We start from the raw sequence: 21,542 nt of genomic DNA on the forward strand, positions 1-21,542 counted from the left end.
ACTCCCCGTCCGCCAGCAAGGCGGTGATTCTCTCGGCCGCCTCCTCCGGGGCGCCGCCCCGGACGACCCAGCCCGTCTCCCCGTCGAGCACCGCGTCCGGCGCCCCGCCGGAGTCGCCCGCGACCACGGGGAGGCCCGTCGCGGACGCCTCCAGGTAGACGATGCCGAGGCCTTCCACGTCCAGGCCCCCGCGCCGCGTCCGGCACGGCATGGCGAAGACGTCGCCCGCGCCGTAGTGCGCGGGCAGTTCCGACCACGGCACCGCCCCGGTGAAGCGGACGGAGCCGGCGACGCCGGTCTCGGCGGCGAGCTTGCGCAGGTCGTTCTCGTACGGCCCGCCCCCGACGACCAGAAGCACCGCCTCCGGCTCCGCGGAGAGAATCCTCGGCATGGCGAGGATCAACGTGTCCTGGCCCTTGCGCGGCACCAGCCGCGAGACGCACACCACCACGGGCCGGTCGGTCAGCCCGAGCCGCGCCCGCACCACGTCCCCGCCGGAGCCGGGGTGGAAGGTCTTCTCGTCGACCCCGGGCGGGAGTTGCACCATCCGCCCGGCCGCCGCGGGCGTCAGCGCGGCGGCGATCCGCGAGCGCGTGTACTCCCCGAGATAGGTGATCGTGTCCGTCGACTCGCCGATCCTGCGCAGGAGTTGACGCGAGGCGGGCAGCTGGGCCCACCCCGCCTCGTGCCCGTGCGTCGTGGCGACGAGCCGGCTCGCCCCCGCCTTGCGCAGCGCGGGCGCCATGAGCCCGAGCGGCGCCGCGGCCCCGAACCACACCGACGTACAGCCGTGTTCCCGCAGGAGCGAGACCGCGCGGCGGGTAACGCGCGGGGTCGGCAGCAGCATCGTCGTGGGGTCGCGTACGACCTTGAAGGGCTGCTCGGCGTCGAATGCGGCGGTGGCCTCGGCGCCCTCGCGGCCGCGCTTCCAGGTGGAGGCGTAGACGACGAGGCGGTCGGGGTCCAGGCGCAGCGCCATGTTGTGCAGGAACGCCTGGATGCCACCGGGCCTGGGCGGGAAGTCGTTCGTGACGATCAGGGTCTTGTGCATCGCGCCCGACAGTACCGAAAGCGCCGGTACCGAAAGCGCCCGGCCGCACCGAACGGCCCCGCCTCTTCGCCCGCGCCCGCCCCGGCCCGGCATCATGACTCCCCGAATCACAATGAAGTACGCAAAAGGGGGCGATGAGCACATGGCATATATGGCGCGCATCTTGGGCGTCTGGGTGGTGACCAGGGCCCTCCTGCTGCTCTGTGTCCTCCGTGTGCTGACCGCCCCCGGCCCGGACGTCACCAGCGACGTCTCCGTCATCTACCAGGGCTGGTACGAGATCCTGCGCACCGGCACCTTCCCGCTCGACGACGTCACCTGGCAGTACCCGCCCGCCGCCGCGCTCGCCGTCCTCTCCCCCGCCCTGCTGCCCTTCCTCGGCTACGCCTGCGCCTTCTTCGTCCTCGCCCTCCTCGCCGACGCGGCGGTCTGCGGGCTGCTCCTGTACACGGGGCGGCGGCCCGGCAAGTCGCTGCGCGGGCTGTGGGTGTGGCTCGTCGGCGTGCCCCTGCTCGGCCCTACCGTCTACGCGCGCTACGACGTGATGGTGACCGCCGTCGCGGTCGCGGCGCTGCTCGCCGGGGCCCGGCATCCGCGCACGATGGGGGCGCTCGCCGGGTTCGGGGCGCTGCTCAAGGTGTGGCCGGTGCTGCTGCTCGTCGGGGTCCCGCGCGGGCGGGCCACCCTGCGGTCCTGGACGGCGGCCGCGTGCACGGCCCTCGGCGCGACGCTGGCGTTCCTCGCGGCGATGCCGGGCGCGCTCGCGTTCCTCACCTTCCAGCGCGACCGCGGCACGGAGGTGGAGTCCCTCGGCGCCCTCGTCTTCCACGTGGGGCGCCACCTCGGCTGGCGCGGCGAGGTGCGGCTGAACTACGGCTCGGTGGAATTCCTCGGCCCGTACGTCCCGCTGGTGAGCACGGCGGCGCAGGCGCTGTCCGCGGCGGCTTTCTGCTGGCTCCTGGTGTGGCGGCTGCGCGCCCGTGCCTGGTCGGCGAGCACGCTCGCGGACGCGGCGTTCGTGGCCGTACTGCTCTTCACCGCGACGAGCAGGGTGATCAGCCCTCAGTACATGCTGTGGCTCGTCGGCGGCGCCGCCGTCTGTCTGGCGTTCCGCACCAGCCGCATGGAAGTGCCGGCCCGGCTGGTCCTCGCGGCCACGTTCGTGACGTTCCTGGAGTTCCCGGTGTGGTTCTCGCACGTGGTGGCGAGCGATCCGCTGGGCGTGGCGCTGCTGGTCGTACGCAATGGCCTGCTGGTCGCGGCGGCCCTGCTGGCGTGCCGCAACCTGTGGCGGCAGACCGTGTCCGAGCCGCGCGGGCGGGCGCGGCAGCCGGTGCCGGAGCAGGTCAGCCAAGCTCCGAGTGCAGATACATACGCCAGCGCGCCGTGAACTCCTCGGGCGTGGTGTCCAGGACGTCGTGCAGCGCGTCCCGCACCGCGCCCGCCCGCTTCTCGTGGCCGCCGACGGCCCGGTAGAACTCCGTCAGCTTCCGCTCGCCCCACCGCTCCGCGATCATCCGGCAGGCCAGCCACGCGCCCTCGTACGACGCGGCGAGCCGCCCGGCGTCCCGGCCGAAGCCGAAGTCCGCGTCCTTCGGGAGCGCGTCCGGCAGCTGTCCCCCGCGCACCGCACGCCGCAGCTCGGGAGCGGCCTGCGGCGCGGTGCGCCCCGTGCCGCGGTAGCCCACCCAGTCCGCGAAACCCTCGGAGAGCCAGAGCGGGGTGGCCGGTGACGTCTGCGTGCGGGTCGCAACGTGGGCCGTCTCGTGGGTCAGGACGACCTGCTTGCCGAAGTCGCCGAGTACGCCGTACGCCTCGGGGTTGACGATGATCCGGTCCGCCGGGGCCCGCCCCGAGCCGCCCGCCTCGCCCGTGGTGACCGCCGCTATCCCCCGGTACCCGGACGCGGGCGCCCCGAGGAGGCCCGCCATGCCCTTCAGGGTGCGGGGCACGAGGACGACGACCTTCCGCGGCCACTTCCCCGGCCAGGCCGCCCGCACCGCGGGCACCGCCCGGTCGGCCAGCGCGCGGTAGCCGCGCAGCTCCCGCGCGCTCCGCCCGACGCCGAGGACGAGGCTGGTGGCGCCCCGCACCGCCCGCACCCTCCCCTGGTCCCACAGCTGCTCGCCCGCCTTCTTCGCGGGCCGCTCGGAGGTGACGTACCACCGCCCGCCGTGCCGTTCGAGGGAGAGCGTGCGCTCGGCGACGAGCGGGGCGCGGTCGTGGCCCTCGACGCGGTAGCGGAGTTCGGCGCTCGCCGTGGCCCGGGAGCCGGAGCGCTCCAGGCGGCTCAGGCGGTACTCCCAGGCGGCCAGCGGGATACCGCGGACGTTTCCGAAGAGGTCGGCCGCACCGGGCGCGGGCCGCTCGGTGCGCTCGTACGCCTTCTCGTCCCCGTCGAGGACGGCGTGCGCCCGGCGCTCCAGGAGCCTGCGCACCTCGCCCGCGGCGGAGTCCGGGACCGGGTCGGCGCCGCATCCGGCGAGCAGGGCGAGGCAGAGTGCGAGGCACAGCGCCACCACCCGCGACCCACGTCTGTGACCAGCCACCACCTGCCCGATCGTACGGGGCGGCGGTGAGCGGCCTGCGGTCAGACCCGGGTGACGGAGGAGACCGGCATCATGCCGACGGGGTCGTAGCGGACCGGGGCGCCGGGGTAGGGGGCGTGCACCACCTGGCCGTTGCCCACATACATCCCGATGTGGCTGGCGTCGTCGCGGTAGGTGACGAGGTCGCCCGGCCGCGCCTGGGCGAGGGGCACCTGCCGTCCGGCGTACCGCTGGGCCTGCGAGGTGCGCGGCAGGCCGACGCCCGCCTGGGCGTACGACCACTGCATGAGGCCCGAGCAGTCGAAGCCGGAGGGGCCGTTGGCGCCCCACACGTAAGGGCGGCCGACCGCGGACCTGGCGGCGGCGATGGCCGCGGCGGCCCGCGAGGAGGACGGGGCGCCGCCCGTCCCGGGCGTCCCGGGGCGGCTGCCGGAGCGCGAGGACCTGTCGTGCGCGGCGCGCTCGTCGCTCGGCAGCGAGTTGAGCAGCTGCCTGGCCTTGGCGAGCTTGTGTTCGACCGTGCGCTTGTGGCGGGCGACGATGGTGCGGCTCTTCTCCAGCTCGGCGAGCTTGCGCCCGGCCTCGGTGCGCTTCTGCGCGAGGCCGCGCTGGGCCTGCCGGAGATCGAGGAGCTGTGCCGCCTGCCGTGCGCTGACGCGGTCCAGGGCGGTGGCCTTGTCGAGGTAGCCGTCCGGGTCGGAGGAGAGCATCAGCTGGAGCGCGGGGTCGATGCCGCCCTCGCGGTACTGGGCCCCGGCGAGCGCGCCGAGCGCGCCGCGCATCTGGTTGATCCGCTCCTGGCCCCGCGCGATGCTGTCCCGGGCCCGCTCGACCTGCGCGCGCAGCTTGTCCGCGCGCTCGTCGGCCTTGTTGTACGCCTCGGTCGCCCGCTCGGCCTGTGCGTAGAGCCGGTCCACGGTGGCGCGGGTGTCGGACGGCTTGTCCTGCGGCGCGGCGCCCGCGGGCGCCGAGGCGAGGGCGGCGGCCGCGGTGGCCGCTGCCGCCGAGAGGACGGTGACGCGCGTGCCCCGGTCCGGGCCGGGCTGTGCGGGACGGCGATGGAACCCCACGGGTGGCCGCTCTCCCTTCCGCTGACGGACCCCCAGCTCTCCGGGGGAATGCGCGCCGACAGTAGCCCTGCGACTACGCGGCGGCCAACGACCCACGAGGGTGCGGACAGCGCTGCGCCCCGCTTCAGACGCAGGTCATCAGCGGGGCGCGGGGTCAGCGGCGGTTGCCGGAATTCGCCCGTTTGGGCGGCTGCGGCAGGGCGTTGACGTCAGACGGGGCCGGGCGGGGCGGCCGGGTCAGACGCGGACGCCGAACTGGAAGTCGCCGAGGTACTCCATGGCCTCGTAGCGCACCACGGCGCCGGGCTTGGGAGCGTGCAGCACCTGGCCGTTGCCCGCGTAGAAGCCGACGTGCGCGAGGTTGTTGAAGAACACCAGGTCGCCGGGCTTCAGTTCGCCCCGGCCGATCCTCGTGCCGTCGTTCTGCTGCGTGTACGTGGTCCGGCTGATGGAGACACCGGCCTGCGCGTACGCCCACTGGGTGAGGCCGGAGCAGTCGTAGGAATTGGGGCCGGTGCCGCCGGAGACGTACGGCTTGCCGATCTGGGTGGCGGCGGCGCTCAGGGCGGCGGCGCCGCGGTTGGAGGCGGGGGCCTCGTCGCCGAGGTCCGCGGGCTTGTCGGCAGCGCGGTCGGCGGCGCGGCTCGCGCGCTGCTTCTCCTTGGCGGCCAGGTCCGACTTCTCCTTGGCCGTCAGCGTGTTGAGGAGCCGCTGCGCCTCGCCGAGCTTGCCCTGCACTTCCCGCTTCTTCTTGCCCAGTTCCGTGCGGGTGTCGGCGAGGTCGTCGAGCTTGCCCGCGGCCTCCTTGCGCTGCTGCGCGAGGTCCCGCTGTTTCTTCTGGATCTTCTTGAGCGAGTCGACCTGCTGGCTGCTCAACTGGTCGAGGGTGGACGCCTTGTCGAGGTAGTCGTCCGGGTCGGAGGAGAGGAAGAGCTGCAGGGAGGGGTCGATGCCGCCGGAGCGGTACTGGGCGCTGGCCATCGAACCGAGGCCGTCGCGCAGCTCGTTCAGCTCTTCCTGGCCGTCGGCGACCTTGTCCTGGAGAGCGCCGATCTGCTTCTCCAGCTTCTCCTGCTTCTCCTTGGCGCCGTTGTACCTGTCGGTGGCCCGCCCCGCGTCTTCGTAGAGCTTGTCGACCTTGGACTTGACCTCGTCCTTGCTCGGCTTCGGCGCGGCCTGGGCGGCGCCTTGCGAGGTGAGGGCCACGGCAGCGGCGGCGGTCGCGGTGAGCACGGTCACGCGGGTGCGGCTCGGCTGCTTGGGTCGACGGTGGGACGCCACTCGGGCGGCTCCTTCTTCCTCCAGCCGCCCTACCAGGCGCGGCGGGCGGTTACCACCGCCGCCACCCCGGATGGGTGATCAACCGAGCGGGGGTTCGAAGGGTGACCCTAGTGACCTTCTTGTGATCAGTTCAAATCTCATCAGCAAAAAATCGGTCACCAAGCGCATTCTTTACCGATAACGCACAGCCAGTGATGATCTTCTGACGCTATGTCGTACGAGGCGCCGCCCAATTCAGGCATAAGGCCCAGGAGTTACGTGCGGTCCCTTAGCCCCGCGAAAGCCGCTTCAGCAGCACCACCGAAGCCACCGGCCGCGCGCCCGCCTTGGCGATCCCGTCGGCCACCTCGCGGTCGGTCGAGACGACGACCACGGGCCTGCCCGGCGGCTCCGCGCGCACCAGCTGACGGATCAACTCATCAGCGGTCACACCCGGCTTGGAGAAGAGCACCCGCACCCCGCGCGGCGGCGCGAGCAGCACCGGCGCGGCCAGCTCCGCCCCGTCGAAGACGCAGGTGACCTCGGCCCCCGACTGGAGGGCGAGCTGCGAGAGCGAGCCGAGCAGCCGCAGCCGCTGCTTCTCCAGCGGCATGGTCGGATAACCGGTCTTGGTGACGTTGTAGCCGTCGACGACGAGGTGCGCCTGGGGCAGGGCGAGCAACTGGTCGAGAATGGCCGGGTCGTTCTCGGAGAGCGCGCGGGCGGCGATGTCCTTCGGCGACATCCGGCCGGGCTCGACGGCGTCGACGGTCTCGGCGGGGCGTACGGAGACGGGCGGCAGGGCCAGTTCGCGCCGCAGCCCCTGGGCCGACTCAAGGACCGTGTCGAGCAGCAGCCGCACTCGCATGTCCTCGACGCTGCGCCCCTCGCGCGCCGCCCTGCGGCTGGCCTCCAGGGCCGCCTCGGTCTCGCCGAGCCGCGCCTTGAGCCGGCGCGTCTCGCTCTCGGCGGCGGAGAGCTGGGCCTGCCCCTCGGCGCGGATGGCCTCGGTCTCGGCGGTGGCCTTGCGCAGCGCCGCCTCCCCGCGCTTGACGTCGCTGAGCGCCCCGCGCAGCTTGCGGTGCATCGATTCGGCTTCCCTGCGCGCCGCCTCCAGCTCCGCGCGCAGCCGCTCGGTCTCCGCCCGGGTCTGGCCGCGGGCCGCGGCCAGCTCGGCGCGCAGCCGCTCGAGCTCGGCCTTGGCCTCCTCGTCGGCACGCTCGGCGTCCGCCCGCTGGGCCTCCTCGCCCGCGGCGGTCACCAGCTTCACCCAGCCGGGGGGACGCAGCACATAGGCCGCCGCCGCCACGTCCAGGGGATCGGCGGCCGGGGGCGGCGAGCCCGCGTCCAGGGCGCCGGCCAGCTCGGCCTGCGCCTCCCTGAGGCGTTCGCCGATGCGCTGGCGGAAGAGGGTGTCGTTCTCCAGCGCCGCCGCCATGGCGTTGGCCGCGAACTTCGCGCGCCGGGTGGGCGTGAAGCGGGCGTACTGCCGCAGCTGCCCTGGCAGCTCGGCCAGGGTCAGTCCGCCGAAGCCGTCCGAGACGATCTGGACGACCCGTCGGCGTACCCCGTCGGGCAGCGGGCGGTCGAGCACCTCAGCGGTGCCGTCGTCCGGCTCCCCGCCTGCGCTCTCCACCATCCGTCACCCCACTAGCTGTGCGGGCCCGCTCCCTCAGGAGCCGGTGCCCGGCCTGTCCACGAGTTCCACCTGATCCACCGCGTTGCACCAGCGGCAGCGCACCGACTCGATGGTCTCACTGACCACCTCGCGTTCCTCGACGTTCGACTCACCGGCCAGGTCGAGATGCACATACTCGACGACCTTCGACGTCCGGGTCACGTCGAAACGCGTGAGATTGCCGCACAGCGTGCAGCGCCACCGGGTGGTGTCGGTCGGCAGGGGAACCGTCATCGTGGCTGTTCGCTTCCGTCGGGGGCCGTGGTGCGCATTGCCCGTAACCCTAAGGCCTGTAAGGGGCGCCATGCGGCGGCCTCCGGCGCGGCATGGCGGTCTATGCGGTTAGCGCCCGTTACGTCATGCTCTGACCATGATCGACGCATGGGGTCCGAAGACGGTCCGGCTGCTCAGGTGCCGGTCCGCCCCGGTGACGTACGGACTGATCGCCCTCTGCTGCCTGGTCTTCGTGATCTCGCCGGTCTCCGGGTTCAACCCCGTCCACGGCACCGGGGACCGGCTGCTCGCCGCGCAGCAGGCCTACTTCGCGCGCTGGGGCGTGGTCCCCGCCGAACTGTTCAGCGGCGCCCCGCGCGCCGCGCTCGGCCCCTTCACCGCGCTGTTCGTGCACGGCAGCTGGGTGCATCTGCTCGGGAACATGCTCTTCCTGTACGTCTTCGGGGCGATGGTCGAGGAACGGATGGGCCACCTCCAGTACGCGCTCTTCTACGTCAGCTGCGGCTATCTCGCCCTCCTCGCCTACGCCGCCGCGCACGCGGGCTCCGGCCAGACGCTCGTCGGCGCGTCGGGGGCGATCTCCGCCGTGCTCGGCGCCTTCCTCTATCTCTTCCCGAAGGCGCGGGTCACCAGCCTCTTCCCGTTCCTCTTCTTCCTTCCGCTGCGCTTTCCCGCGTGGGTGGTGCTGCCGTTCTGGGTGGCGCTGCAGTGGCTGGCGGCGGGGCAGGGCGGCAAGGGCACGGGGGTGGCCTATCTGGCGCACCTGGTGGGCTTCTCGCTGGGGTTCCTGTACGCCTGGGGGTGGTCTGCGCGGAGGGCTAGAGTGAAAGCCCCAGCAGTACCGGCCACCGAGGGAGACAGCCAGCCGTGATCACCGCGATCGTGCTCATCAAGACCAGCGTGGACCGGATTCCGGAGATCGCCGAGTCGATCGCCGCGCTCGACTCGGTCAGCGAGGTCTTCTCCGTGACCGGTACGTACGACCTGATCGCGATGGTGCGGGTGCCGCGCCACGACGACCTCGCGGACGTCATCCCGGGGCGGATCAGCAAGATCCCCGGCGTGGAGGCGACGGACACACACGTGGCGTTCCGTACGTACTCGCAGCACGACCTGGAGGCGGCGTTCGCGATCGGCCTCGACTCGTAGCCGGGCGGCCCGGCTGCCCATGGCTCAGGCGGCGGCGCCGGTGTCCGGCACGCAGCGGCCGTCCTCGGTGCGGTAGTTCCACCGCGCGCCGTCCGCCACCAGCTCCTTGACTGCGCGCACGAAGCGCTCGACGTGCTCGTCCGGGGTGCCCGCGCCGAAGCTCACGCGGATCGCGTTGAGCGACTTCTCGCCGGGCGCTGCCTCGGGGGCGCCGCACTCGCCGGGCTCCTCGGCCTCGGCGCCGAGCAGGGTGCGCAGCAGCGGGTGGGCGCAGAACAGGCCGTCCCGTACGCCGATGCCGTACTCGGCGGAGAGCGCGGCGGCGAAGTGCGAGCTGTTCCAGCCGTCCACGACGAAGGAGATGACGCCGACGCGCGGCGCGTCGTCCCCGAAGAGCGAGAGCACCCGGACGGCGGGCACCTCGGCGAGCCCTTCGCGCACCTTGCGGATCAGGTACCGCTCGCGGGCCACCAGCTCGTCGAAGCCCGCCTCGGTGAGCGCCTTGCACGCGGAGGCGATGGAGTAGACGCCGATGACGTTCGGCGACCCCGCCTCGTGCCGGGCGGCGGTGTCGTGCCACTCCACGTCCACACCGCCGCCCGCTTCCTTGGGGCGACGGGCCACCTTCCGCGAGGCGCCGCCGCCCGCGAGGTAGGGCTCGGCCGCGCGCAGCCAGTCGGAGCGGCCCGCGAGCACGCCCGAGCCGAAGGGCGCGTACAGCTTGTGCCCGGAGAACGCGACCCAGTCGACGTCCAACTCCCGTACCGAGACCGGGTGGTGGGGCGCGAGCTGTGCGGCGTCGAGGACGATCCGGGCGCCGTGCGCGTGCGCGGCGGCCGCCAGCTCCCGGACGGGCCACAGCTCGCCGGTGACGTTCGAGGCGCCGGTGACGCAGACCAGGGCGGGCCCATGGGGTTCGCGGTCGGCCAGGGCCCGCTCCAGGGTCTGGACGGCCTCTTCGGGGGTGCGGGGCGCGTCGAGGTAGGTGACGCGGGCGTCCCGCCACGGCAGGAGCGAGGCGTGGTGCTCGGTCTCGAAGACGAAGACCTCGCAACCGGCGGGCAGCGCGGCGGCGAGCAGGTTCAGCGAGTCGGTGGTGGAGCGGGTGAAGACGACCTGGTCGTCCTCGCGGCAGTCGAGGAACTCCGCGACGGCCGTACGGGAGTTCTCGAAGAGGTCGGTGGAGAGCTGCGAGAGGTATCCGGCGCCGCGGTGCACGCTGCCGTAGTAGGGCGCGTACGCGGCCACGTCGTCCCACACCCGCTGGAGCGCGGGCGCGCTCGCCGCGTAGTCGAGCGCGGCGTACGTCACCTCGCCGCCGGTGACGAGCGGCACGGTGACGTCACGGCCGAGGACGGCCAGCGGGGCACAGACGGACGAGTCGGCGGCGACAGCGGAAACAGACATGGCGAACTCCCGTAAGAGGCAAGTGAGTTCACTGCGAAGACGCACGTACGGCGCGCATACGGCAGGGGCATGGCGTGGGTACGGCGGTGCAGCGAGGAATAGAGGAAGGTGTGCGGAGAGGGGCCGAAGGCCCTAACACATTCGCTTGCTCACGAGACTGCTTCCTTGAGGACCAGGACCCCAGGGCTGTGACATTCACCGATGTCCAGGGGTCCGCGCTTGCCATACGCCTTGCTGCGTACGACCTGGTCTTCACCCGGGGCACCCCGCCACGGACGGAGGGTTGCCGGACAGCGGGCCGGGGCCGTAGTCGCTGTCACTCATGACCTGTCCAGCATCCTGCCACACGATCTTCGACGCGCAAGGCGCAGTCCAGAATCCGGACTGCGCCTTGCGTCACACGGGTGGCGGGAAGGGTCAGCGGTTGCTGGCCGCCACCCACCGCTCCAGGGCCTTCTTCGCGGCCCCGGAGTCGATCGCTTGGGCCGCCTTCTCGATGCCGGCGCGGATCTGCTCCACCAGGGTGGCGTCGGTCGGGTCGAGGGCGACGAGCGCCGCCGCCGAGTTCAGCAGCACCGCGTCCCGCACCGGCCCGCTCTCGCCGTCGAGCAGCCGCAGGGCGACCTCCGCGTTGTACGAGGCGTCCGCGCCCCGCAGCGCCTCCACGGGCACCAGCTCGATGCCGACGTCACGGGGGTCGAAGGCCTCCTCGCGCACCGCGCCGTCCCGCACCACCCACACCCGGGAGGTGGCCGTCGTCGTCAGCTCGTCGAGCCCGTCGTCGCCGCGGAAGACCAGGGCCGACGAGCCGCGCTCGGCGAGCACCCCGGCGACGATCGGCGCGACACGCGCGTCGGCCACACCCGTGGCCTGGGCCCGCACCCTGGCGGGGTTGGTGAGCGGACCGAGGAAGTTGAAGGTCGTCCGGATGCCCAGCTCCTTGCGAGCCGGGGCCACATGGCGCAGCGCGGGATGGAACTTCACCGCGAAGCAGAACGTGATCCCCGCTTCCTCGGCCACCTCGACGACCCGCTGGGGTGTGAGGTCCAGATTGACGCCCAGCTTCTCCAACACGTCGGAGGCGCCGGACGCGCTGGAGGCGGCGCGGTTGCCGTGCTTGACGACCTTCGCGCCCGTGCCCGCGACGACGATCGCGGACATGGTCGAGATGTTGACGGTCTTCGCGCCGTCGCCGCCGGTGCCGACGATGTCGACGCTCGGCCCCGGCACGTCGATGACGCGGGCGTGCGCGTACATGGCGCGTACCAGGCCGGAGATCTCCTCGACGGTCTCGCCCTTGGCCCGCAGCGCGACCGCGAACCCGGCGATCTGCGCGTCGGTGGCCTCACCGCGCATGATGCGGTCCATGGCCCAGGCGGTGTCGTCGGCGCTCTGGTCGCGCCCGTCGAGCAGGCCGTTCAGCACGTCGGGCCAGGAACGGCCCGCCGCGGTAGTGCCTCCTGCGGGGGTCACAGCGCTCATTGCCGCTCCTGGTCTTCGTCCGTATGGAAGGAAGCCCCGGCCTGCCGGGGTGGGACCACCCTATCCAGCCCCGGGGACGGCAAAGAGCCCCGTCCAGGCAATGGACGGGGCTCTCGCCGTGGCGACCCTGTTGGTCAGTGCTTTTGGAGCCTCAGGTGATCAGTGGTGGCCGTGGCCGCTGGTGATCTCCTTGTACTCCTCGGCGGTGGGCTTGGGGATCTGGTTGTCCTCCCCGTAGTAGCCCTTGGAGAGCTTGGCCCGGAGCTTCTGCGAACCGGAGACCTTGCGCTCGACACCGTTCTCGTCGACCGTCGGGCCGATCTCGACCGGCGCGTACTGCTCGTGCGCGGTGAGGGTGTGCAGCTGACCCTGGTCGAGCGGCTCGTGGACCTCGATGAACTCACCGTGCGGCAGGCGCTTGATGATGCCCGACTCGCGGCCGTGCAGCACCTTGTCCTTGTCGCGGCGCTGGAGACCCAGGCAGATCCGCTTGGTGACGATGAAGGCGATGACCGGGGCGACGAAGAACCCGATCCGCACGAACCAGGTGATCGCGTTGATCGACAGGTGGAAGTGCGTGGCCCAGAGGTCGTTTCCACCACCGATCAGCAGGACCATGTACCAGGTGATCCAGGCGACACCGAACGCGGTCCTGGTCGGCACGTTGCGCGGCCGGTCCAGGATGTGGTGCTCGCGCTTGTCGCCGGTGACCCAGGACTCGATGAACGGGTAGACCGCGATGGCCACGAGGACCAGCGGGAAGATGACCAGCGGGATGAAGACGCCCAGGACGAGCGTGTGACCCCAGAGGTTGATCTCCCAGCCCGGCATGACACGGATCAGGCCTTCGGAGAAGCCCATGTACCAGTCGGGCTGGGCGCCGGTCGACACCTGGTCCGGACGGTAGGGGCCGAGCGCCCAGATCGGGTTGATCGAGGCGATCGCCGAGATGGCCGCGATGACACCGAAGACCAGGAAGAAGAAGCCTCCGGCCTTGGCCATGTACACGGGCAGCAGCGGCATGCCGACGACGTTCTTGTTGGTCTTGCCGGGGCCCGCGAACTGCGTGTGCTTGTGGTAGAAGACCAGGATCAGGTGCGCCACCATCAGGCCGAGCATGATGCCGGGCAGCAGCAGGATGTGGACCGAGTAGAACCGGGCCACGAAGTCGCCGCCGGGGAACTCCCCGCCGAACAGGAACATCGACAGGTACGTGCCGACGACCGGGACGGACAGGATCGCGCCCTGCATGAAGCGGACACCGGTGCCGGAGAGCAGGTCGTCCGGGAGCGAGTAACCGGTGAAGCCGGTGAACATGCCGAGGACGAACAGCAGGAAGCCGAACAGCCAGTTGACCTCACGCGGCTTGCGGAAGGCGCCCGTGAAGAACACGCGCATCATGTGCACGAACATGCCGGCGAGGAAGATCAGCGCCGCCCAGTGGTGGATCTGCCGGATCAGCAGACCACCGCGCACATCGAAGGAGATGTGCATGGTCGAGTTGAACGCCTCGGACATCAGCTGTCCCTGGAGGGGGACGTAGCTGCCGTGGTACTCCACCTCGTTCATCGACGGGTGGAAGAACAGCGTCAGGTACACACCCGTGAGGATGATGATGATGAAGCTGTACAGGCAGATCTCACCGAGCATGAAGGACCAGTGGTCCGGGAAGATCTTGCGCATGTTGGCCTTGGCCAGGGAGTAGATCCCAAGACGGCCGTCGGCCCAGTCGGCCACCCGCTCGCCGGCGGGTGCCTTCTTCTTGTTGTCGCTGCTCATCAGGTCAGCCCCTCTCGAAGAAGGCAGGACCGACGGGCTCTTCGAAGTCGCCGAGCGCCTCAAGATAGCCGTCCTCGTTCACGCCGATCCGCAGCTGCGGCAGGGCGTGACCAGCGGGGCCGAAGATCACTCGGGCGCCGTCGGAGAGGTCGAAGGTGGACTGGTGGCACGGGCAGAGGACGTGGTGCGTCTGCTGCTCGTACAGGGAGATCGGGCAGCCCACGTGGGTGCAGATCTTGGAGTACGCGACGACGCCTTCGTGCGACCACTCGAGCTCGCGCTTGTCCTTGATGTTCTCCGGCTGGATCCGGACGATCATCAGGGCGGCCTTGGCGATCTGGGTCTGGAAGTCGTGGTCGTGCTCCGACATGCCCTCGGGCATGGCGAACGTCAGCGAACCGACCTGGACGTCCGAGGGACGCAGCGGCTCGTGCGTGTTCATGTTCACGAGCATCTTGCCCTTGGCCCACTTGGTGTGCCGGAGCTTGTCCTCGGGCAGCGGCCCGAGGTCACGCAGCAGGACGACACCGGAGAGCGGGACCAGGGCGAGCGCGCCGAACATCGTGTTGCGGAGCAGCTTGCGCCGTCCGAACTGCGACTCCTCGGCACCGGCCTTGAAGTCGGCCATGACCTTGGCCCTGACCTCGGGCTCCGCCTCGATCGGGTGACGCTCGTCGGCGACCTCCACGTCGGACATCAGGGTGCGGGCCCAGTGGACCGCGCCCGCGCCGATGCAGAAGAGGGCCAGACCGAGGGTCATGCCCAGGGCGAAGTTCAGACCGCTGATGTGACCGATCGGCCAGATGAAGACGCTCTTGTCCGCCGGGATGGTCACGAACGCCGCGATGAAGCCGACCGTGGCGAGCATGGACAGCGTGAACATGAACGCGATCGCACGCTCGGAGCGCTTCGCGGCCCGCTCGTCGATGTCCTGGATGCGGTGCTGGTGGGGCGGAAGGCCCGGGTCGGCGAACGGGTTCTCGTCCGCGACCGCGACCGAACCGTGCTCGGGCTCGGTCACCTGCTTGCTGGGCAGGTTCTCTTCTGGAATCTCTTGGCTACTCATGACTTCTTGGCCTTTGCGGTCCGAGCGGCGACCCACACGGCGACCGCGATCAGCGAGCCGAGACCGAAGATCCAGCCGAAGAGGCCTTCACTGACCGGGCCCAGTCCACCCAGCTTGAGACCACCAGGGCTCTGGGTCTTCTCGCCGTTGACCGCGTCGAGGTACGCGATGATGTCCTTCTTCTCCTTCTCCGGCATCGTCGTGTCGGGGAAGGAGGGCATGTTCTGCGGGCCGGTCTGCATGGCCTCGTAGATGTGCTTCGGGGAGACACCTTCGAGCGACGGCGCGAACTTGCCGTGCGTCAGCGCGCCACCTTCACCGGTGAAGTTGTGGCACTGGGCGCAGTTGGTGCGGAACAGCTCGCCACCCTTGGCGATGTCCGCCCCGTCCGGGTTGTACTGCTTCTCGGTGGGGACCGAGGGACCGGCACCCAGCGACGAGATGTACGCCGCCAGCTGGTCGATCTGGGCCTGGTTGTAAATGACCTTCTTCTTGGGCGCCTGGGCGCCCTGCTGCTGGAGCGGCATACGCCCGGTGCCGACCTGGAAGTCGACCGCCGCGGCGCCCACGCCCACCAGGCTCGGACCGTCGGAGGAGCCCTGACCGCCGGTTCCGTGGCAGCTGGAGCAGCCCACGGCGTAGAGCTTCTTGCCCTCGTCGATGGCGAGGGACTGGGCGGTGTCATCGGCTTGCGCCTTGTCCGCCGGCGCGAACGCGGCGTACAGCCCCCCGGTGGCCGCCAGCGCGAGGAGTAGGACGACGACCGCCGCCAGCGGATGGCGTCGTCGTGCGGAGAGCTTTTTCACGGATTACCCCGGTGTCAGGATCTTCTGCGTCGATGCTTCTGGAATGTTTCGGTACGTCGCGTGAGCGACCCCGCCGATTACTTGATCATGTAGATCGTGGCGAAGAGGCCGATCCAGACCACATCGACGAAGTGCCAGTAATAGGACACGACGATGGCTGCGGTCGCCTGTTCATGGGTGAACTTCCTGGCCGCGTAGGTCCGGCCGAGGACCAGCAGGAAGGCGATCAGGCCGCCTGTCACATGCAGTCCGTGGAAGCCGGTGGTCAGGTAGAACACCGAGCCGTACGGGTCGGAGGAGAGCGAGAGCCCGTCCTTCTTGACCAGCTCGGTGTACTCGTACACCTGACCGCCGATGAAGACCGCACCCATGATGAAGGTGACGATGAACCACATCCGGAGCTTCTTCACGTCGCCACGCTCAGCGGCGAAGACGCCGAGCTGACACGTGAGGGAGGAGAGCACCAGGATGGTGGTGTTCGTCGCCGAGAACGGGAAGTTAAGGGCCGAGGCCATTTCCTTCCAGTGATCAGGACCTGTCACCGATCGCAGGGTGAAGTACATCGCGAAGAGGGCCGCGAAGAACATCAGCTCGGAACTCAGCCAGATGATGGTTCCGACGCTGGTGAGGTTCGGTCGATTGACCGGCGGGTGCGCGTGCCCGGTATCTACTGTCGTTGCTGTCGCCACGACCGACATTATGTCGGTCGCTTATCCCGCCCTCACCCCGGGGGGTGCCGTTCGGAGTGTCTGCGGGGTGTGTCCTGCCCGTATGGCCCATCGCGGGGCTGTCCGAACCGCTGTTGACGGGGTGTCGGGAGGAGTAGCATCCGCGCATCGCTTCCCGATCCCACGCAGCTCGACGTATCGGAGGAACAATGCAGCCGACCGCCACGGTGCTGGTCTACAGCGACAACGCGAGCACCCGCGAGCAAGTCCGGCTGGCCGCCGGGCGCAGGCCGGCGACGGACGTTCCCGAGGTCGAGTTCATCGAGTGCGCCACGCTGCCCGCGGTGCTCGAACACCTGGACGGGGGCGGTATCGACGTCTGTGTGCTCGACGGCGAGGCGAAGCCCGCCGGCGGCATGGGCGTGGGCCGCCAGATCAAGGACGAGATCTTCCAGGCGCCGCCCGTGCTGCTCCTCATGGGCCGCCCGCAGGACGCCTGGCTGGCCACCTGGAGCCGCGCGGAGGCGGCGGTGACCCTTCCGATCGAGCCGGTGGAGTTCGCGGACGCGCTGGCCGCCCTGCTGCGCAGCAGGCGGTCCGTGGGGGCCTGACGGCGCTCTGTGCCGCCTTCTGCGGCGCTGCTAGACGTGCGGCCGCAGTCGGGCCGCGTCGGCGGCCGAGGGGCCTTCCTTGGTGCCGGAGAGCAGCGCGCTGCCCTTGCGCCAGTTCTGCCAGCTCATGTTCCAGTCGCCGAGGCCGTTGCCGAACGTCGGCATGTCCTCGCCGTAGCTGTTGACGACCTTGACCAGGTCGCCCTGGCGCACGGTCTCGTAGAACCAGGCGGCGTTCCCGGTGCTCATGCCGGTGCAGCCGTGGCTGGTGTTGGCGTTGCCCTGGGAGCCGGTCGACCAGGGCGCGGCGTGCACGTACTCACCGGAGTCGGTGACCCGCGTCGCGTAGTAGACCTGCTTGTCGTAGAAGTCGGAGGCGCCGATGCTGGCGCTGGTCATGCGTACGGAGTACTCCTTGCCGAGCACGACCTTGACGCCGTTGCGGGTGGAGTAGCCGGGCTTGCCCGTGGTCACCGGGATCGAGTTGATCTCCTTGCCGTTGCGGTAGACCGTCATCCAGTGGGACGAGGCGTCCGTCACGGCCTCGAGCCGGTCGCCGGTGGTGAACTTCAGCGGCTTGGTCTCGGTGCCCCACAGCTGGTCGCCGACCTTGATGCCGTCGAGGTTGCTGGAGACGTTGATGGTGGCGTTGGCGGGCCAGTACTCCTTGGGGCGGTAGTGCAGCGTCTCGCTGTCCACCCAGTGCCAGGCGCCCTCGGCCGCGGGCACCGACCTGACCTTCAGGGCGCGCTCGACGGCCGCCCTGGCCTCCTTGTCCTTCACCGGGGCGCTGAGCGTGGCCGTGACGGGCTGGCCCACGCCGTACTTGCCCGCCTCCGGGCCGAAGGTGACCTTCAGGCGCTTCTTCTCGGCGGGGGTCTGCGTGTCGAAGGTCAGCATCTTGCGGCCGGGTGAGCCGTCGTCGTCCTCGGTGCTCACCCGGAGCGTGTAGTGGGCGCCTGCGGCCAGTGGCGTGGTGCTGTGCCAGCGGGTGCCGTCGGCGGAGAGTTCGCCCGCCACGTACCGCCCCATCGCGTCGGTGGCCGTCACGTCGGTGATCCGCCCGTCCTTGCCCTCGGCGGTCACTTCCAGGGGCTTGTCCGGGTCCGCCTTCTTGCTGCCCACGGGGCCGTTGAAGGCGATCTGGCCGGCCGCGTCGTACGGCTTCGCCGAGAGCGGGTGGCCGTCGGAGCTGCCGCACGCCGTGGCCCCCGCACCGAGGGCGGCCACCAGCGTCGTGCAGCTCAGTACCGTGCGAATTCGCGGTGAGTGGCTCATGAACCCACGGTATGGAGGTTCATTCTGTCCGGCGCGGTGAGTGACCCGTCCGGGGGTCAAGCACGACACGCCGAGAGGCCCGGGCGCTCCTGACGGAGCGTCCGGGCCTCTCGGTGCGGCTCGGGAGCTACAGACTCACTGGGTCTGGTTCTCGCCGCGGTAGTACTCGAAGACCCAGCCCCACAGGCCGATGAGCAGCAGGGGGGCCGAGAAGTACAGCAGCCACCAGCCGATGGCGATGCTCATGAAGGCGAGCGCGCCACCGACGGCGAGGGAGAGCGGCTGCCAGCTGTGCGGGCTGAAGAAGCCCACCTCGCCGGCCTCGTCCGCGACGTCGGCCTCCTTGTTGTCCTGTGCGGAGGCGTCGACCCGCCGGGCCGTGAAGGCCAGGTAGTAGCCGATCATGATGCACAGGCCGAAGGCCAGGAAGAGCGCCGTGGTGCCGGCGGGCTCCTTCGACCACACGCCATAGACGATCGCCATGGCGAGGACGAAGACGCTCAGCCAGATGAACATCTTGCCCTGGATCTTCACTTCGCGGCCTCCTTGTCGCCACCGAACATCTTGGTGTCCTTCTGCCCGGCGTTCTCGAGCTGGCCGAGCGCGGCGATGTCCGGGTGGTGCAGGTCGAAGGCCGGCGATTCACTGCGAATGCGCGGCAGGGTGAGGAAGTTGTGCCGCGGCGGCGGGCAGGACGTCGCCCACTCCAGCGAGCGGCCGTAGCCCCACGGGTCGTCGACCTCGATCTTCTTGCCGTACTTGGCCGTCTTCCAGATGTTGTAGAAGAACGGCAGGATCGACAGACCCAGCAGGAACGAGCAGATCGTCGAGATCGTGTTCAGCGCGGTGAAGCCGTCGGCGTGCAGGTAGTCCGCGTACCGGCGGGGCATGCCCTCGGCGCCCAGCCAGTGCTGGACCAGGAACGTGCCGTGGAAGCCCACGAACAGCGTCCAGAACGTGATCTTGCCGAGGCGCTCGTCCAGCATCTTGCCGGTGAACTTCGGCCACCAGAAGTGGAAGCCGGAGAACATCGCGAAGACCACGGTGCCGAAGACGACGTAGTGGAAGTGCGCGACCACGAAGTACGAGTCCGAGACGTGGAAGTCCATCGGCGGCGAGGCCAGGATGACGCCCGTCAGACCACCGAAGGTGAAGGTGATCAGGAAGCCGACGGCCCAGAGCATCGGGGTCTCGAAACTCAAGGACCCCTTCCACATCGTGCCGATCCAGTTGAAGAACTTCACGCCTGTCGGCACGGCGATCAGGAACGTCATGAAGGAGAAGAACGGCAGTAGTACGCCGCCTGTGACGTACATGTGGTGCGCCCACACCGTCACGGAGAGACCCGCAATGGCGATGGTCGCGCCGATCAGACCCATGTAGCCGAACATCGGCTTGCGGGAGAAGACCGGAATGACCTCGGAAATGATTCCGAAGAACGGCAGCGCGATGATGTACACCTCTGGATGGCCGAAGAACCAGAAGAGGTGTTGCCACAGCAGTGCGCCGCCATTGGCCGCGTCGAAGATATGGGCGCCGAATTTGCGGTCCGCCTCGAGGGCGAAGAGCGCGGCGGCCAGCACCGGGAAGGCCAGCAGGACCAGCACGGCGGTCAGCAGCACGTTCCACACGAAGATCGGCATGCGGAACATGGTCATGCCGGGCGCGCGCATGCAGATGATCGTGGTGATGAAGTTGACCGAGCCGAGGATCGTGCCGAAGCCGGAGAAGGCCAGACCCATGATCCACATGTCGGCGCCGATGCCCGGCGAGCGGACGGCGTCCGAGAGCGGGCTGTAGGCGAACCAGCCGAAGTCGGCCGCGCCGTTCGGCGTGAGGAAACCGCCGACCGCGATGAGCGAGCCGAACAGGTAGAGCCAGTAGGCGAACATGTTCAGCCGCGGGAAGGCGACGTCGGGCGCGCCGATCTGGAGCGGCATGATCCAGTTGGCGAAACCGGCGAACAGCGGCGTCGCGAACATCAGCAGCATGATCGTGCCGTGCATCGTGAACGCCTGGTTGAACTGCTCGTTCGACATGATCTGCGTACCCGGGCGGGCGAGTTCGGCGCGCATGAAGAGCGCCATCACTCCGCCGATGCAGAAGAACGCGAACGACGTGACCAGATAAAGCGTGCCGATCGTCTTGTGGTCAGTGGTGGTCAACCACTTGATGACGACGTTTCCCGGCTGCTTGCGCCTGACGGGCAGCTCGTTCTCGTACGAGTCTTCTGCTGCCGCGGCACCCTGGGGTTCGTTGAGGATGCTCACAGGTTGTTCGTCTCCCGGTTCTTCTCGTGGGGCGTCTGCTCGATGCCGGCCGGGATGTAACCGGTCTGGTTCTTCTTCGCCAGGTCCTCGAGGTGCTGCTTGTAGCGCTCGGGAGAGACGACCTTGACGTTGAAGAGCATCCGCGAGTGGTCGACGCCGCACAGCTCGGCGCACTTGCCCATGAAGGTGCCCTCCTTGTTGGGGGTCACCTCGAAGGCGTTGGTGTGGCCCGGGATGACGTCCTGCTTCATGAGGAACGGCACCACCCAGAAGGAGTGGATGACGTCACGCGAAGTCAGGACGAAGCGGACCTTCTCGCCCTTGGGGAGCCAGAGGGTCGGACCGGGGTTGCCGTTCTGGGGGTTCCGGTCGCCGGGGGTGCCGACTTCGTAGACGCCGTTGGCCTTGGCCGGGAAGTCCTCGCGGAACCTCTCCGGGATCGCCTCGAGGTCCTTGGACGTCTTGGCGTTCTCCTTGCCGGCGCCCGGCACGTTCTCGACGTAGTTGAAGCCCCAGCTCCACTGGTAGCCGACCACGTTGATGGTGTGGGCCGGCTTCTCCTCCAGCTTGAGGAGCTTCGACTCGTCACGTGCCGTGAAGTAGAAGAGCACGGAGACGATGATGAGGGGGACGACCGTGTACAGCGCCTCGATGGGCATGTTGTAACGGGTCTGAAGAGGTACTTCCACCTTGGTGCGGCTGCGCCGGTGGAAGATGACGCTCCACAGGATCAGACCCCAGACCAGCACGCCCGTGGCGAGCGCTGCCGCCCACGAGCCCTGCCAGAGGGAGAGAATCCGCGGAGCCTCTTCCGTTACCGGGGTGGGCATTCCAAGGCGGGGGAAATCCTTGTATGTGCAACCGGTGGCGGTCGCCAGGATCAGGCCCGCAGTCAGCACCTGCGGCAGCTTCCGCCGCATCGGGCGCCGCGACGAGCGGTCGGAGCCGTTGGGACTCACGTAGCGCCTTCCCGAGAGTCTCGCCCGCGCGGTCGGCTGCGGCCTTCACGCTGGTCGGTCGCCGCCCTGCGACGGGCAGGGGTTTGGATGTTTATGCGGAGCAAACCCTACTGGACGCATTTTGGGGTCGCGCGGGGAGGGTGCCTAACGCGCCGCGGGTCACTCCGAAGGGTGGGACGGCGCGCCGTCCCACCCTTTCTGACGGGGGGTTGGTTGCCTCTTAGC

20 protein-coding genes and 1 riboswitch are annotated in these 21,542 nt (G+C 69.8%); of the genes, 4 read left to right on the forward strand and 16 right to left on the reverse strand.

What is annotated here, in order from left to right:
• Positions 1-1,051, reverse strand: a 1,051-nt coding sequence (locus GKQ77_RS09215) for a glycosyltransferase family 4 protein (protein ID WP_219688221.1), incomplete at its 3' end; no start/stop codon positions are given.
• Positions 1,052-1,202: 151 nt separating this feature from the next.
• On the opposite strand from GKQ77_RS09215, the gene GKQ77_RS09220 reads away from it, so the two are divergent.
• Positions 1,203-2,441 (forward strand): glycosyltransferase 87 family protein, encoded by a 1,239-nt coding sequence (locus GKQ77_RS09220; RefSeq protein ID WP_258021062.1) that lies wholly within the window; start codon positions 1,203-1,205, stop codon positions 2,439-2,441.
• Here the strand turns inward: GKQ77_RS09220 and GKQ77_RS09225 are convergent.
• From GKQ77_RS09225 to GKQ77_RS09245, 5 genes are all read right to left on the reverse strand, one after another.
• On the reverse strand, positions 2,398-3,600 hold the full coding sequence (locus tag GKQ77_RS09225; RefSeq protein WP_219688223.1) for a hypothetical protein: 1,203 nt from the start codon (positions 3,598-3,600) through the stop codon (positions 2,398-2,400). The genes GKQ77_RS09220 and GKQ77_RS09225 overlap by 44 nt on opposite strands.
• A gap of 41 nt (positions 3,601-3,641) precedes the next feature.
• Complete coding sequence (locus tag GKQ77_RS09230; RefSeq protein WP_219688224.1) at positions 3,642-4,670, reverse strand: C40 family peptidase; 1,029 nt, start codon at positions 4,668-4,670, stop codon at positions 3,642-3,644.
• Positions 4,671-4,907: 237 nt separating this feature from the next.
• On the reverse strand, positions 4,908-5,951 hold the full coding sequence (locus GKQ77_RS09235) for a C40 family peptidase (RefSeq protein WP_219688225.1): 1,044 nt from the start codon (positions 5,949-5,951) through the stop codon (positions 4,908-4,910).
• Positions 5,952-6,219: 268 nt separating this feature from the next.
• Entirely contained in the window at positions 6,220-7,569 is a 1,350-nt protein-coding gene (locus GKQ77_RS09240; RefSeq protein ID WP_219688226.1) for an NYN domain-containing protein, read from the reverse strand.
• A gap of 33 nt (positions 7,570-7,602) precedes the next feature.
• Positions 7,603-7,842, reverse strand: a complete 240-nt coding sequence (locus GKQ77_RS09245; RefSeq protein ID WP_125512349.1) for a hypothetical protein — start codon at positions 7,840-7,842, stop codon at positions 7,603-7,605.
• Between the two features lie 136 nt (positions 7,843-7,978).
• Between GKQ77_RS09245 and GKQ77_RS09250 the strand changes: the two genes are divergently transcribed.
• On the forward strand, positions 7,979-8,713 hold the full coding sequence (locus tag GKQ77_RS09250) for a rhomboid family intramembrane serine protease (RefSeq protein WP_219688227.1): 735 nt from the start codon (positions 7,979-7,981) through the stop codon (positions 8,711-8,713).
• Complete coding sequence (locus GKQ77_RS09255) at positions 8,710-8,991, forward strand: Lrp/AsnC family transcriptional regulator (RefSeq protein WP_125512351.1); 282 nt, start codon at positions 8,710-8,712, stop codon at positions 8,989-8,991. The genes GKQ77_RS09250 and GKQ77_RS09255 overlap by 4 nt, the downstream gene beginning before the upstream one ends.
• 24 nt (positions 8,992-9,015) lie before the next feature.
• Here the strand turns inward: GKQ77_RS09255 and GKQ77_RS09260 are convergent, their stop codons facing one another.
• From GKQ77_RS09260 to ctaE, 6 genes are all read right to left on the reverse strand, one after another.
• The gene (locus tag GKQ77_RS09260) at positions 9,016-10,398 is read right to left on the reverse strand and encodes an aminotransferase class V-fold PLP-dependent enzyme (protein ID WP_219688228.1); all 1,383 of its coding nucleotides are present in this window, start codon (positions 10,396-10,398) and stop codon (positions 9,016-9,018) included.
• Positions 10,399-10,608: 210 nt separating this feature from the next.
• Positions 10,609-10,726: riboswitch (SAM riboswitch) on the reverse strand.
• Positions 10,727-10,815: 89 nt separating this feature from the next.
• A complete protein-coding gene (gene trpD / locus GKQ77_RS09265) occupies positions 10,816-11,880 on the reverse strand; it encodes an anthranilate phosphoribosyltransferase (RefSeq protein WP_219688229.1) in 1,065 nt (354 codons plus the stop codon).
• A 159-nt stretch (positions 11,881-12,039) separates the two neighbouring features.
• Entirely contained in the window at positions 12,040-13,659 is a 1,620-nt protein-coding gene (gene qcrB, locus GKQ77_RS09270) for a cytochrome bc1 complex cytochrome b subunit (RefSeq protein WP_219688230.1), read from the reverse strand.
• A gap of 4 nt (positions 13,660-13,663) precedes the next feature.
• Entirely contained in the window at positions 13,664-14,725 is a 1,062-nt protein-coding gene (gene qcrA / locus GKQ77_RS09275) for a cytochrome bc1 complex Rieske iron-sulfur subunit (protein WP_219688231.1), read from the reverse strand.
• Positions 14,722-15,531, reverse strand: coding sequence for a cytochrome bc1 complex diheme cytochrome c subunit (qcrC, locus tag GKQ77_RS09280; RefSeq protein ID WP_125512361.1), 810 nt, complete (start codon positions 15,529-15,531; stop codon positions 14,722-14,724). The genes qcrA and qcrC overlap by 4 nt, the downstream gene beginning before the upstream one ends.
• 77 nt (positions 15,532-15,608) lie before the next feature.
• Complete coding sequence (ctaE, locus tag GKQ77_RS09285; RefSeq protein WP_125512362.1) at positions 15,609-16,229, reverse strand: aa3-type cytochrome oxidase subunit III; 621 nt, start codon at positions 16,227-16,229, stop codon at positions 15,609-15,611.
• 179 nt (positions 16,230-16,408) lie between these two features.
• Here ctaE and GKQ77_RS09290 point away from each other — a divergent pair, with 179 nt between their 5' ends.
• Positions 16,409-16,810: a DNA-binding transcriptional response regulator gene (locus GKQ77_RS09290; RefSeq protein WP_219688232.1), complete on the forward strand. Its 402-nt coding sequence runs from the start codon at positions 16,409-16,411 to the stop codon at positions 16,808-16,810.
• 30 nt (positions 16,811-16,840) lie between these two features.
• Here GKQ77_RS09290 and GKQ77_RS09295 read toward each other — a convergent pair whose 3' ends face one another.
• From GKQ77_RS09295 to ctaC, 4 genes are all read right to left on the reverse strand, one after another.
• Positions 16,841-18,088, reverse strand: a complete 1,248-nt coding sequence (locus GKQ77_RS09295) for a L,D-transpeptidase (protein ID WP_219688233.1) — start codon at positions 18,086-18,088, stop codon at positions 16,841-16,843.
• A gap of 135 nt (positions 18,089-18,223) precedes the next feature.
• Positions 18,224-18,622, reverse strand: coding sequence for a cytochrome c oxidase subunit 4 (locus GKQ77_RS09300; protein ID WP_030786995.1), 399 nt, complete (start codon positions 18,620-18,622; stop codon positions 18,224-18,226).
• Positions 18,619-20,358: an aa3-type cytochrome oxidase subunit I gene (gene ctaD / locus GKQ77_RS09305; protein ID WP_030786992.1), complete on the reverse strand. Its 1,740-nt coding sequence runs from the start codon at positions 20,356-20,358 to the stop codon at positions 18,619-18,621. Before ctaD ends, GKQ77_RS09300 begins: the two co-directional genes overlap by 4 nt.
• Positions 20,355-21,317, reverse strand: a complete 963-nt coding sequence (gene ctaC / locus GKQ77_RS09310) for an aa3-type cytochrome oxidase subunit II (protein ID WP_125512366.1) — start codon at positions 21,315-21,317, stop codon at positions 20,355-20,357. The genes ctaD and ctaC overlap by 4 nt, the downstream gene beginning before the upstream one ends.
• Between the last annotated feature and the right edge of the window lie 225 nt (positions 21,318-21,542).

Source organism: Streptomyces anatolicus, from assembly GCF_019400875.1.
Classification (GTDB): Bacteria; Actinomycetota; Actinomycetes; order Streptomycetales; family Streptomycetaceae; genus Streptomyces; species Streptomyces anatolicus.